Genomic DNA, 13,015 nt, shown 5'->3' with positions numbered 1-13,015 from the left:
GGAAAGGACGCGCCTCACGTGGTGTTCTCCACGCCGCTGCTGGCCGACTCGGTGGCGGCCGTGTTGGCCGTGACGGCGGTCTTCTTGGTCTTGAAGGCCGCGACCTTGGGGCGGTACTTGGCCTCGATCCAGTTGACGGCCGACAGATTCAGGAACAGTCCCTGGATCAGCCAGTTGACGCCCGAGAACTGCATCTTGTTGCCGTAGCGGTCGAAGCTCCAGGCATGCGCCAGCGCCTGGTGCAGCGTGGCCTCCTTGAGCATCTTCTGCCACCAGCTCTCGTTGTCGGCGTTCATCACCTGCTCGGGCGTGTTGTAGGCACTCACGCTGGCGTTGAGCGTGAAGTTCGTGGCGTTCACGATCGAGGTGGTGCTGTTGTAGGTGATGTCGGGAGCGGTCACGGTCTTGGGGCCGGTGACCGCCGTGGTGTCGGGACCGAGCACGAGCTTGCCGTCGATGGCGTTGATGATCTCCACCCGCCCGGCCGCCGTGATGCGGATGTCGGCGCCGCTGACGAGGCGCAGCACGGCACCGTTGATGACCACGATCACGTCGCCGTTGACGGTTTCGTCGATGCCGCCCGTGACCGTGCGCCGCTCGCCGCCGGTGATGGTCTCGACGACGCCGTCGCCGATGGTGCGCGTCTCGCCGCCGGACACGTCCTCGGTGGCACCGCCCGTCACGCTGCGCGTCTCGCCGCCGTCGATGGTTTCGAGCGCGCCCGCGCTGATGTGGCGCTCCTCGCCCGACTCGAAGGTCGAGGACTCGTGGCCCTCGATCAGCGTGGTGCGCGAGCCGCCGGTGGTGTGGGTCTCGTCGGCCTCGACCTCGGTGTCGAGGTTGCGCTGCGCGTGCAGCAGCACCTGTTCGGCACCCATCGCGTCCTCGAACACGATCGCGTTCGCGTCGGCGGGCGTGCCGCCGGGCGTCGAGCGCGACACGATGCCGCTCTTGGTGGCTTCGCCCGGCAGGTCGAAGGGCGGCATGCGGTCGGCGTTGTAGACGCGCCCGATCACGATCGGCCGGTCCACGCGCCCGCCGATGAAATCGACCACCACCTCCTGGCCCACGCGCGGCACGTGCACCGTGCCGAAGCCGTCGCCGGCCCAGGCCTGCGACACCCGCACCCAGGCCGAGCTGTCCTGGTTCGACGGCCCCTGGCGGTCCCAGCGGAACTGCAGCTTCACGCGGCCGTAGGCGTCGGTCCAGATCTCCTGGCCCTCGGGGCCGACCACGGTCGCGGTCTGCGGCCCGGTGGCGTGGGGCATGGGCGTGCGGCGCGGCGCGCGGAACGGCAGGGTCGCAGGCTGGGCCACGAAGTCGAAGCTGTAGCGCCCCTGCCCCTCGCTGCTCGCGTAGCCGGCCTCGCTGAGCGCATAGGCCACCGACACCAGCAGGTACTCGCGGTTGTCGGCTGCGCGTGGCGACCCCTTCATCGTGAAGCGCCAGCCGCAGGCCAGGCCGCGCACGCTGGCGTGGCCGCTGCAGCGTTCCGACAGCGCCTGCGCCTCCTCGAGCCGAACGCGCGCGTAGTGCTCGCCCTGGCCGGGCGCGCTGTAGTCGCCCATCCATTCGTACATGTCATGGCCGTCCTGGCTCGCACCGACCGGCAGGTGCCGCACGCTGTGCATGTCGGCCTTGGGCATGGTGAAGTTGAAGTCGCCCACCGCATAGCTGCCGGTGCGCAGCTCGGCGCTGGCCTGCCAGGCGTCGATGACCTCGAGGTCCTCCACGATCGGGCGGTCGGCCGCGAAGCAGTCGATGCAGCCATAGTCCGGCAGCTCGTCGTGGCCCGAGATGTCGTCGGCCAGCACCAGCGTGTGCTGGTCCTTCCCGTGCTTGAAGTAGTAGTAGATGCCCTCGAGTTCCATGAGCCGGCTCACGAAGGCGAAGTCGCTCTCGTTGAACTGGGCGCAGTAGTCCCAGGCGCGGTAGTCGCCGCACAGCCGGTTCTCGAACGCGAAGCCGTAGGCGTCCAGCACCTCGGCGACGATCTGCACCACGCTCTTGCCCTGGAACACGCGGCTGTTGCTCGCACGCGTGAGGTACCAGAGCCAGGGACGCACCACCGCGCGGTAGATGGTGTGGCGCGTCCGGCCGCCTTCGCGGCCGACGACGCTGAAGCGCGCGACGTGGCCGTGCAGGAAGCGCGCCGCGCCCGCGGTGCGGATCTCGAGCGCGAGCGGCTTGCCCAGCAGCTGCTTGGCGTCGATCGAGGCGTCGCGGCTCAGCAGGTCGACCTCGAACTCGAACAGCTGCGACAGGCCCTCGCTGCCGCACATCGAGCGGAACAGCAGCTGGTCTTCACCCAGCGGCGTGTGGGCGCGGATGATTCTGTCCATGGCGGCTACTTCCTGTTGGTGGCCTTGTTGAGGGTGAACTTCAGCTTCGGCAACGCGATCTTCAGGCCGAAGATGTGGCGTTCCTTCATCGCGAACTTGATCGCGACCGGCGCATCGATGATGAACTGCAGCGACCAGTTCGCGAACACGCCGTTGATCATGGTGTTCGCCACCGAGAGCTGCACCTTGGCGCCGTAGACGTCGGTCGCGAAGACGAAGAGCCGGAAGCGCTTGTAGGTGATGCCGTGCCACAGCTTGTAGAGCCAGCTCTGGTCCGCGGCGTTGCTGGTCTGCTTCGGCGTGTTGTAGATCGCGATCTTCGCGTTCAGCGTGTAGTTCGTGGTGTTGATGATGTAGTTGGTGGCGTTGTAGGTCATGGTGGGCGCCGACACCGTCTTCGGCCCGGTCACGGTGGTGATGTGCGGCCCCAGCACGAGCTTGCCGTCGAAGGCATTGACGATCTCCAGCCGCCCGCCGCCCGTGATGCGGATGTCGGCGCCGGTGACCAGGCGCACCACCGTGCCGTTGACCATCAGCAGCACGTCGCCGTTGTCGGTTTCCACGATGCCGCCGTTCACCGTGCGCGTCTCGCCGCCCGTGATGATCTCGGTCGCGCCGCCGGTGATCGTGCGCGTCTCGCCGCCCGTCACCGTCTCGGTCGCACCGCCCGTCACCGTGCGCTCCTCGCCGCCCGAGATGACCTCCAGCGCCCCTTCGCTGATGTGCCGCTCCTCGCCCGACTCGTAGGTCGCCGACTCGTGCCCCTTGATCAGCGTCGTGCGCGTCGCGCCCGTCGTGTGCGTCTCGTCGGCCTCCACCTCCGTGTCGAGGTTGCGCTGCGCGTGCAGCAGCACCTGCTCCGCACCCATCGCGTCCTCGAACACCAGCGCATTCGCGTCCGCCGGCGACCCGCCCTTGCTCGAGCGCGTCACCACCCCGCTCTTCGTCGCCTCGCCCGGCAGCGCGAACGGCGGCATCTGGTCGGCGTTGTACACCCGCCCCACGATCACCGGCCGGTCCACCCGCCCGCCGATGAAGTCCACCACCACCTCCTGGCCGATGCGCGGCGTGAACACCCCGCCGAAGCGCTCGCCCGCCCAGATGTGCGACACCCGCACGAAGCGCGAGCTGTTCTCGTTGCGCTGGCCATAGCGGTCCCAGTGGAACTGCACCTTCACCCGCCCGTACTCGTCGGTCCAGATCTCCTCGCCCTGCGGACCCACCACCGTCGCCGTCTGCGGGCCGCTCATGTGCGGCGGCGCTGCCAGGCGCATTGCCCGGAAGGGCCGGTTCAGGGGCTGCACCGTGAAGTCGAAGTCCCAGTCGCCGTGCCGCGCGCCGCTCGCGTAGCCGCCCTCGCGCAGCCCGTACGACACCGAGACCACGAGGTAGTCCCGGTTGTCGTCGCCGCGCGGCGCGTTGCGCAGCGTGAAGGTACCGCCCGGCGCCATGCCGCGCACCGTGGAGCGGCCCGTGCAGCGCTCGGCGAGCGCCTGCGACTCCTCGAGCCGCACGCGCGCGTAGTGCTCGCCGTCGCCCGCCGACGGATAGTCGCCGAGCCACTCGTACATCTCGTGGTCGGCGTGGTCGTGCGGCCCGGGCTGGCTGCGCACGTTGATGAGGTCCCCCTTGGGGGTGGTGAAGTTGTAGTCGTCCACCACGTAGCGCCCGCTGCGCAGCTCGCCGGACGACTGCCACTCGCGGATCACCTCCAGGTCGTCGCCGATGTCGCGGTCGGCCGCGAAGTGATCGATGCAGCCGTAGTCGGGCAGCGGCTGGTGCGCGCTCTCGTCGTCGGCCAGCACCAGCGTATGGCGGCCGTTCTCGTGCCTGAAGTAGTAGTAGATGCCCTCGAGCTCCATGAGCCGGCTCACGAAGGCGAAGTCGCTCTCGTTGTACTGCGCGCAATACTCCCAGGGCCGGTAGCTGCCGCAGAGCTTGCTCTCGAACGGAAAGCCGTAGCCGCCGAACACCTCCTCGAGGATCTCCACCACCGTCTTGCCCTGGAAGATCCTGCAGTCGCTCGAGCGCGTGAGATACCACAGCCACGGGCGCACGGTGGCGCGGTAGACGGTGTGGCGCGAGGTGCCGCCCTCGCGGCCCACGGCGGTGAAGCGCGCCACCTGGCCGTCGAGGTACCTGGGCTTCTCGCCGGCCGTGCGGATCTCCAGCGTCAGCGGCTTGCCCAGCACCGATCGCAGGTCGATCGCCGCGTCGGGGCTCAGCAGGTCGACCTCGAATTCGTACAGCTGCGACAGGCCCTCCGTTCCGCTCATCGAGCGGAACAGCAGCTGGTCGTCCCCCAGGGGGGTGTGCGCGCGTACGACTCGGGCCATGTCTGTCTCTCCTTGTGCTTCTTTCCTGGCGGGGTGCTGGAGGCCGGCGGGTTCTCGCGTTCCCCGTGCCTCAGTTGGCCCGGACCCAGAACGACGTGTAGGCCAGGCGCAGCGCGCCCTTGGACAGGTGCCGGCCGACGATCTTGAGATCGGCGAAGGCGATCTTCTTCTGCCACACGTTCTCGTTGGAATTGACGACCGAGATGTTGACGAACAGTCCGTTGATCGAGGTGAAGGTGGCCGGCGAGAGCATCACCTTGATGCCGTAGATGTCGTAGGCCTGCGCCGTGAACTTCGACTCCTTCACCCACGAGGCGTCGTAGTTCGTCATGCGCCAGTGGAAGTGGTCGTCCGTCTTCACCGTGTGGTCGGGCGTGTTGTAGACGATCACGGTCGCATTGAGCGTGTAGTTGCTCGTGTTGAGCGTGTAGTTGGTCGCGTTGTGCACGATGGTCGGCGCGAACACGTTCTTCGGGCCGGTGACCACCGTGGTGTCGGGGCCGATCACGAGCTTCAGGTCGACGGCATTGACGATCTCGATGCGCCCGCCGCCCACGATCCGGATGTCCGCGCCGCTCACGAGCCGGATGACGCTGCCGTTCACCCGCAGGGTCACGCTGCCGTTGACGGTCTCGAGGATGCCGCCCGTCACGTTGCGCGATTCGCCGCCCGTGATGATCTCGGTCGCGCCGCCGGTGATCGTGCGCGTCTCGCCGCCCGTCACCGTCTCGGTCGCACCGCCCGTCACCGTGCGCTCCTCGCCACCCGAGATGACCTCCAGCGCCCCTTCGCTGATGTGCCGCTCCTCGCCCGACTCGTAGGTCGCCGACTCGTGCCCCTTGATCAGCGTCGTGCGCGTCGCGCCCGTCGTGTGCGTCTCGTCGGCCTCCACCTCCGTGTCGAGGTTGCGCTGCGCGTGCAGCAGCACCTGCTCCGCACCCATCGCGTCCTCGAACACCAGCGCATTCGCGTCCGCCGGCGACCCGCCCTTGCTCGAGCGCGTCACCACCCCGCTCTTCGTCGCCTCGCCCGGCAGCGCGAACGGCGGCATCTGGTCGGCGTTGTACACCCGCCCCACGATCACCGGCCGGTCCACCCGCCCGCCGATGAAGTCCACCACCACCTCCTGGCCGATGCGCGGCGTGAACACCCCGCCGAAGCGCTCGCCCGCCCAGATGTGCGACACCCGCACGAAGCGCGAGCTGTTCTCGTTGCGCTGGCCGTAGCGGTCCCAGTGGAACTGCACCTTCACCCGCCCGTACTCGTCGGTCCAGATCTCCTCGCCCTGCGGGCCCACCACCGTCGCCGTCTGCGGGCCGCCGGTGCGCGGCAGCGGCGTCTGGCTCGGCGCCCTGAACGGCAGCGAGGTGGGCTGCACCACGAAGTCGAAGTTGTATTCGCCCGGCTCGGCGCCGCTGGCATAGCCGCCCTCGCGCAGCGCATACGACACGCTCACGGCCAGGTACTCCTGGTTGTCGTCGCCGCGCGGCGAATTGCGCATCTTGAACTTGCCGCCGGGGGCCATGCCGCGCACGGTGGCATGGCCGGTGCTGCGCTGCGCGAGGGCCTGCGCCTCCTCGAGCCGCACGCGTGCGTAGTGCTCGCCGTCGCCGGGCGAGGGATAGTCGCCGAGCCATTCGTAGATCTCGTGGCCGGCGTGGTCGTGCGGCCGCGGCTGGCTGCGCACGCTCGACAGGTCGCCGCGCGGCGTGGTGAAGTTGAAGTCGTTCACGGTGTAGCTGCCCGAGCGGATCTCCTCGCTGGGCTGCCATTCGCGGATCACCTCCATGTCCTCGCCGATGTCGCGGTCGGCCGCGAAGTAGTCGATGGTCTCGTAGCCCGCCATCGGCTCGTGCGCGCCGATGTCGTCGGCCAGCACCAGCGTGTGCCGGTCCTTCTCGTGCTTGAAGTAGTAGTAGATGCCCTCGAGCTCCATGAGCCGGCTCACGAAGGCGAAGTCGCTCTCGTTGTACTGCACGCAGTACTCCCACGGCCGGTAGCTCTCGCAGAGCTTGTTCTCGCACGGGAAGCCGTAGTCGGCGAACACCTCCTCGATCACCTCGACCACCGACTTGTCCTGGAAGATCTTGTTGTCGCTCGAGCGCGTGAGATACCACAGCCACGGCCGCACGGTGGCGCGGTAGACGGTGTGGCGCGAGGTGCCGCCTTCGCGCCCCATCGCCGCGAAACGGATGACCTGGCCGTTGAGGAAGCGCGGCGCGCCGGCCACCGCGGTCTGGATCTCGAGCGCGAGCGACTTGCCGAGCATCGACTTGAGGTCGATGCCCGCGTCGGGGCTCAACAGATCGACTTCGAACTCGAACAGCTGCGACAGCCCTTCCGAGCCGTGCATCGAACGAAACATCAGCCGGTCTTCACCCAGTGGCGTATGCGCCGTGACGACTCGCGCCATGAAAGTCTCCTTGCTGCATTCTTGTTGCCTCAGGCTTCCGAGAACTCGTAGCGGAAGTCGTCCTGCGCCGCGGACAGCCGCACCTGCGCGAGCTTGCGCGCGCTGACGGTGGCGCCGATCACCTCCTCGCTCAGCCGCGGGAGGATGGTGTGCGTGAGGATCGCGTCGATCATCCGGCCGCCCGATTCGATGGCGGTGCAACGGCGCGCCACGAGCTCGACGGCGCTGTCGTCGTAGGCGAGCGCGATGCCGTGGTTCGCCTCGAGGCGCGCGGCGACCCGGTCCAGCTGGAGGCGGATGATGCGATGCAACGCATCGGCATGCAACGGGTAATAAGGCACGACCACCAGCCGCCCCAGCAGCGCGGGCGCGAACACCTTGAGCAGCGGCTCGCGCAGCGCCTGCGCCAGCGGCTCGGGGTCGGGGCGCAGCACCGGGTCCTCGCACAGCTGCATGACCAGGTCGGTGCCGACGTTCGAGGTCATGATGATCACGGTGTTGCGGAAGTCGATGTGGCGGCCCTCGCCGTCCTCCATCCAGCCCTTGTCGAAGACCTGGAAGAAGATCTCGTGCACGTCGGGGTGGGCCTTCTCGATCTCGTCGAGCAGCACCACGCTGTAGGGCCGCCGGCGCACCGCCTCGGTCAGCACGCCGCCTTCGCCGTAGCCCACGTAGCCGGGCGGCGCGCCCTTGAGCGTGGAGACGGTGTGCGACTCCTGGAACTCGCTCATGTTGATGGTGACGAGGTTCTGCTCGCCGCCGTACAGCGCCTCCGACAGCGCGAGCGCGGTCTCGGTCTTGCCCACGCCCGAGGGGCCGCACAGCAGGAACACGCCGACCGGCTTGTTGGGGTTGTCCAGCCGCGCGCGCGCGGTGCGGATGCGCCGCGCGATGGTGTCGAGGGCATCGGTCTGCGCGACCACGCGCTGCGACAGGATCTCGCCGAGCCGCAGCACCGACTGCGCATCGTCGCGCACCATGCGCCCGATCGGGATGCCGGTCCAGTCGGCCACCACCGTGGCCACGGCCTGCTCGTCGACCGCGGCGAGGATCAGCGGCGATTCGCCCTGCAGTTGCGAGAGCTTCTGCTGCGCGGCGTCGAGCTCGGCGCGCATCTGCTCGGGCGAGGCCTCGGGCTCGGCGGGCGCCGGTGCGGCCTCCGTGTTGTCTTCCTGATCGCCATCCTCGGCGGCCTCTTCAGCCTGCACCGGCACCGCCGCCGGCGAGAGCTGCCGGCGCAGCGCCACGATGCGCTCGACCAGCTCGGCCTCCTCGGTCCGCCTTTGCTCGAGCATCGCGAGCTCGGCCCTGGCGGCATCGACCTGCGCCGCGATGTCCTGCACGCGCTGCGCCTCGCCGACGCCGATCGCGGCCTCGCGCTGCGCGATGCCCGACTCGATGCCCAGCACCTCGATGCGCCGCTGCAGGTCCTCGAGCGCGGCCGGCAGCGCGTGCTGGCTCAGCGCCACGCGCGCGCAGGCGGTGTCGAGCAGGCTCACGGCCTTGTCGGGCAGCTGGCGCGCGGGGATGTAGCGGTGCGACAGGCTCACGGCGGCCTCGAGCGCGGCGTCGAGGATCAGCACGCCGTGGTGCTTCTCGAGCTCGGCCGAGATGCCGCGCAGCATGATCACGGCCTTGTCCTCGGTCGGCTCCTGCACCTGGATGGTCTGGAAGCGCCGCGTGAGCGCCGGGTCCTTCTCGATGTACTTCTTGTACTCCGACCAGGTGGTGGCGCCGATGGTGCGCAGCCGGCCGCGCGCGAGCGCGGGCTTCAGCAGGTTGGCGGCATCGCCGGTGCCGGCGGTGCCGCCCGCGCCCACCAGCGTGTGGACCTCGTCGACGAACAGCACGATGGGCTTCGGGCTCTTCTCGACCTCGTCGATGACCTGCCGCAGCCGTTGCTCGAACTCGCCCTTGACGCCCGCGCCGGCCTGCAGCAGCGTGGGATCGAGCACCCACAGCGAGACCTCGCGCAGCGAGGGCGGCACGTCGCCCGCGGCCAGACGCTGCGCCAGGCCCTCGACCACCGCGGTCTTGCCCACGCCGGCCTCGCCCGTGAGCAGCGGATTGTTCTGGCGTCGCCGCATCAGGATGTCGACGATCTGGCGGATCTCGTCGTCGCGGCCGTAGACCGGATCGAGCTCGCCCGCGCGCGCCTTGGCCGTGAGGTCGCTCGCGTACTTGGCGAGCGCCGAGCCGCCCGCGGCCTGCGGTGCGGCGCCGGCCGGCGCCGGCGCGCCGCCGGCCGCCGGTTCGGGCGCGATGTCGTAGTCGTCCTCGGGCGAGCCCTCGGTCCAGGCCGGCAGCTGCGCGATCAGCACGTCGGGCACCAGCTTGTCGAACTCGCGCGAGATGCCCGAGAGCACCTGGCGCAGCCCCGGCGTCTTGACGATGCCCGCGAGCAGGTAGGCGCCGCGGATCGAGGTCGCCTCGAAGCGCAGGCTCGCATAGACCCAGGCCCGCTCGACCGCGCTGTCGACGTGCTCGGAGATGTCGCTGATCGAGGTCGCGCCGTGCGGCAGCCGGTCGAGCGCGCGCACCAGGTCCTGCTCGACCGCGTCGAGGTTGAGGCCGGCACGCTTGACGATGCGCAGCAAGTCGCTGTCCTGCAGCTGCAGGATCTGGTGCAGCCAGTGCACGAGTTCGACGTAGGCATTGCCGCGCAGCTTGGCGAAGGCGGTGGCGGTCTCCAATGCCTTGTAGAGCATCGGGTTGAGCTTGGAGAACAGCGAGACGCGGCGGATGTCGGTCATGAGGCCTGGGTGAAGGAAGCGGAAGTGTGGGAAGCGGTGGCTGCGGAACGCGAATGCAGGGCCTCGGGCGCGAACACCAGGTCGCCGGCGTCGCTGTCGGACAGGCGGGTGCCGAGCCAGCTGCCCCAGCCCAGGCGCTGGCCGCCGTTGAGCTGCATGCCGCCGGCCTCCTCCTTGCGCAGCACGAGCCGCAGCTCCCACGCGAATTCGATGCCGACGTACTGGCGCACCCAGTCGATCACCTGCTGCAGCCGCTGGCTGCCCGGCAGGAAGGCGCGGTACTGCTCGAGCGTGAGCGGCCCGAGCTCGAGGCGAAACTTGCTCTGCGCATCGCGCACGGCGAGGCCGATGGTGGCGCCGGCGCCGAGCCGGTGGTTGCGCCCGAACAGGCCGATGCGGCTGACCTGCGGTTCGTCGATGGTCACCCAGTCGCTCACGAACTCCTCGATGCGCACCGGCAGGTCGAAATACAGGCGCAGGATCTGGATCAGGCCCTCGGGGTTGCGCGTCTGGCGCACCAGGTGGCCCGCCATGTGGGTGCGCGCATGGTCGGCGATGCGGTCGCGTTCCTTGAGCCCGGGCTGGCCCATGTTCATGAGGCTCGCGACGTACTCGACGAAGCGGTGGCCGTCGGGCCGGTCGAGGCTGTTGACCGACTGGGCATCGGCCCAGGCGCGGTAGAACAGCAGGATCAGCCGGTGGTGGAACAGGTCGGCGAAGGCGCTGAGCGTGTGGTCGTTGTGGTGCCGCTTGCGCTCGCGCGCGTACTCGGTCAGGTGCAGCGGCAGCGGGCCGTTGGGGCCGAACAGGCCGAAGCCGTAGATCGAGATCTGCGGCGGGCCGTCGCGGCTGTCGTCCACGCCCGAGACGTTCGAGGGCGCGAAGGCCATCGAGGGCTCCTGCCCGAGGCGCAGCGGCTCGTCGAGCGGGCGCGGCGCGCGGCCCAGCAGCGGATGGTCGCCGTGCGCGTCGAGCCGGCGCAGCAGCATGAAGAGGTCGTGCTCGAAGGGCTGCTCGACCAGGCCGGCCCACAGCGCCGGATCGACCTGCGGCAGGCCGCGCGCGGGCGGCGGCGCGGCCTCGGCTCGTGCCTCGTTCACCACCGCCCGATCCGCCGCGTCGCTCGCCTGCACGTCCTGCGCGGCGTCCGAGTCCTCGCGAAGGTCGGTGGTGCTGTTCATACGGCGGGGCGGCGTCCGATGCGCGGCGTCCAGCGCGCGATCTCGCCGCGCTGCAGGCTCGCCAGCGCGAACTCGGTGAAGGCGTTGAGCGACACGTGGCGGCTGAAGAACTGCTCGAGCACGGCGCCGAACAGGTACGGGCTCGCGCCCGAGAACGCGGTCTCGTCGAGCTTCAGCGCGATCTCCACGCCGCGGCCGAAGACGATCGGGCCCGGCTCGGGCAGGCGGCGGAACACCGGCGCCAGCTTCATCGAGCGCACGCCCTGGATCTGCCGGCGCACCGCGGGATCGGCGAGGTTGCCGTAGAGATCGAGCATCTCGCGCAGCGCGGCCGCGCCCTGGTCGGCATCGACGTCGGTGAGGCTCAGGTAGTTGAGGCCCAGGTGGCTGATGAGGCGCCAGGTCAGCGCGCCCTCGGCCAGCGCCGGGTAGGGCCGCGAGGGGCCGCGCAGGATGCGGATCGCGCGCACCGGCGCCGACACGCGCAGCGTGAAGTCCGACTCCAGCCCGGTGGGCAGCAACAGCGGCAGGTCGCGGTTGGTGCACAGCGCATCGAGCGTGATGTGGCGCAGGCTGTGCGGAAAGGGCGCGTCGTGCTGGTCCACCAGCGAGACATAGACCTCGCTGCCGGTGTAGCTGGTGCGCGTGCCCTGCGCGCGTGCGCGGTCCGACACCAGCCGCGGTTCGCGCCGCACCGAGAAGTAGGCGCCGAAGTCGCCGTCGTCGGAGGCGAAGGAGCCGAGGAAGGGCCGGAACTCGCGCTCCTCGGAGCCGTTGCTCATGTGGCCGACCACGCGCTCGACGGTGAAGATCTCGAAGTCGCGCGGCCGCGTGCGGTCGATCACCGCATGGTGCTCGTGCTGGCCCGGCCCGACCGGGATGCGGTCGCTGCGGCGCGGCACCAGGTTGACGATCGGCGTGCAGAACAGCGAGAACTGGCGCGCGTCGATCAGCCGCTCGAGGTCGCCGTCGGCGCGGTCGAGCAGGATCACGATCTCCATCGTGGTGCCGCTCATCGCCGCGGCCGCCGCGCGCAGCTTGTTGACGCTGAAGAACAGGTAGCGATCGGGAAAGGCGAAGTACTCGTGCAGCAGCCGATAGCCCTGGAACGAGCGCGCGTCGTAGGGCAGGAGCGCCTGGTCGGGGTCGAAGCCCTCGTGGCGGATCGCCTCCTCGCCCAGTGGCACGATGCGCGCGCCCTGGCCCGCGGTGCCGGGCCCGCTGCGGCAGACGGTGCCGATCGAGTGGTGCACCGCGAGCTCGAGCACGCGCAGCGCATGCAGCTCGGCGCCCGAGAGGAAGAACTCGAGCCGATCGAGCGGCATCTCGGCGAAGCGCGCGCCGCCCACGGCCTCGAGCTTGATCGTGATCGCGCTCTTGGCCTGTCGCGCGACGATCGGCAGCGCATGCAGGATCTCGGCCGGCACCGGCCCCAGGCTGGCCTCGGCGATGCGGATCGGCCACAGCGTGACCGCGTGGCCGGTGCGGAACTCGCAGGCCGTCTGCTCGCCCTTGATCATGCGGCCACGCAGGATCGTGTGGCGCGGCAGCTCGTAGCCGGCCTTCAGCGAGCCCTCGTTGAGGTTGCCGTCGATCTGCACCACGCCCATGGCGGGCAGCGGCGCGAGGAAGTTCGGATAGACCACCTCGAGCAGCCGCTGCGAGAAACGCGGGAACTCCGCGTCCATCTTGAGCTGGATGCGCGCGGTGAGGAAGCTGAAGCCCTCGAGCAGCCGCTCGACGTAGGGATCGCTGACCTCGATGCCGCGCATGCCCAGGCGGCCCGCGATCTTCGGATAGCGCTGCGCGAACTCGGCACCGAGCTCGTGCATGTAGGTGAGTTCGCGGTTGTAGTAATCGAGAAGTCTGGCGTCCATCTCAACTGTCCGTTGCGCTGCCCAGTGGCTCGCCTTGCATGAAACACGACATGGCCCCATCGAAAGGCCGCGGAGCAGGCCATGCCAGAGCACCCATGGAACCGGCTTCGCCG

The 13,015-nt window shown here is 69.5% G+C and carries 6 protein-coding genes; all 6 read right to left on the bottom strand.

All coding sequences use genetic code 11. The annotated features are described in order from the left end of the window. Nucleotides 1–14: 14 nt before the first annotated feature. On the bottom strand, nt 15–2,342 hold the full coding sequence (locus R0232_RS01220) for a type VI secretion system Vgr family protein (protein WP_431511001.1): 2,328 nt from the start codon (nt 2,340–2,342) through the stop codon (nt 15–17). Between the two features lie 5 nt (nt 2,343–2,347). Further along, nucleotides 2,348–4,678, bottom strand: a complete 2,331-nt coding sequence (locus tag R0232_RS01215; RefSeq protein WP_208509136.1) for a type VI secretion system Vgr family protein — start codon at nt 4,676–4,678, stop codon at nt 2,348–2,350. Nucleotides 4,679–4,748: 70 nt separating this feature from the next. Beyond that, a complete protein-coding gene (locus R0232_RS01210; protein WP_431511000.1) occupies nt 4,749–7,091 on the bottom strand; it encodes a type VI secretion system Vgr family protein in 2,343 nt (780 codons plus the stop codon). A gap of 29 nt (nt 7,092–7,120) precedes the next feature. Beyond that, on the bottom strand, nt 7,121–9,844 hold the full coding sequence (tssH, locus tag R0232_RS01205) for a type VI secretion system ATPase TssH (protein ID WP_431510999.1): 2,724 nt from the start codon (nt 9,842–9,844) through the stop codon (nt 7,121–7,123). Then, nucleotides 9,841–11,025 carry a type VI secretion system baseplate subunit TssG gene (gene tssG, locus R0232_RS01200; protein WP_431510998.1) on the bottom strand — a complete coding sequence of 395 codons (1,185 nt, stop codon included), beginning with the start codon at nt 11,023–11,025 and terminating at the stop codon, nt 9,841–9,843. Before tssG ends, tssH begins: the two co-directional genes overlap by 4 nt. After that, nucleotides 11,022–12,902, bottom strand: a complete 1,881-nt coding sequence (gene tssF, locus R0232_RS01195; protein ID WP_208511656.1) for a type VI secretion system baseplate subunit TssF — start codon at nt 12,900–12,902, stop codon at nt 11,022–11,024. The genes tssG and tssF overlap by 4 nt, the downstream gene beginning before the upstream one ends. Between the last annotated feature and the right edge of the window lie 113 nt (nt 12,903–13,015).

This window comes from Variovorax sp. DAIF25, assembly GCF_050711835.1.
GTDB lineage: Bacteria > Pseudomonadota > Gammaproteobacteria > Burkholderiales > Burkholderiaceae_C > Variovorax.
The sequence above is the reverse complement of the archived record's forward strand: the minus strand, read 5'-3'. Positions and strand labels throughout refer to the sequence as shown.

Excerpts from the sequence above, each read along its gene's own strand:
- R0232_RS01210 (WP_431511000.1), bottom strand. The coding sequence starts at position 7,091 with ATGGCGCGAGTCGTCACGGCGCATACGCCACTGGGTGAAGACCGGCTG.
- tssG (WP_431510998.1), bottom strand. The coding sequence starts at position 11,025 with ATGAACAGCACCACCGACCTTCGCGAGGACTCGGACGCCGCGCAGGAC.
- tssH (WP_431510999.1), bottom strand. The coding sequence starts at position 9,844 with ATGACCGACATCCGCCGCGTCTCGCTGTTCTCCAAGCTCAACCCGATG.
- R0232_RS01215 (WP_208509136.1), bottom strand. The coding sequence starts at position 4,678 with ATGGCCCGAGTCGTACGCGCGCACACCCCCCTGGGGGACGACCAGCTG.
- tssF (WP_208511656.1), bottom strand. The coding sequence starts at position 12,902 with ATGGACGCCAGACTTCTCGATTACTACAACCGCGAACTCACCTACATG.
- R0232_RS01220 (WP_431511001.1), bottom strand. The coding sequence starts at position 2,342 with ATGGACAGAATCATCCGCGCCCACACGCCGCTGGGTGAAGACCAGCTG.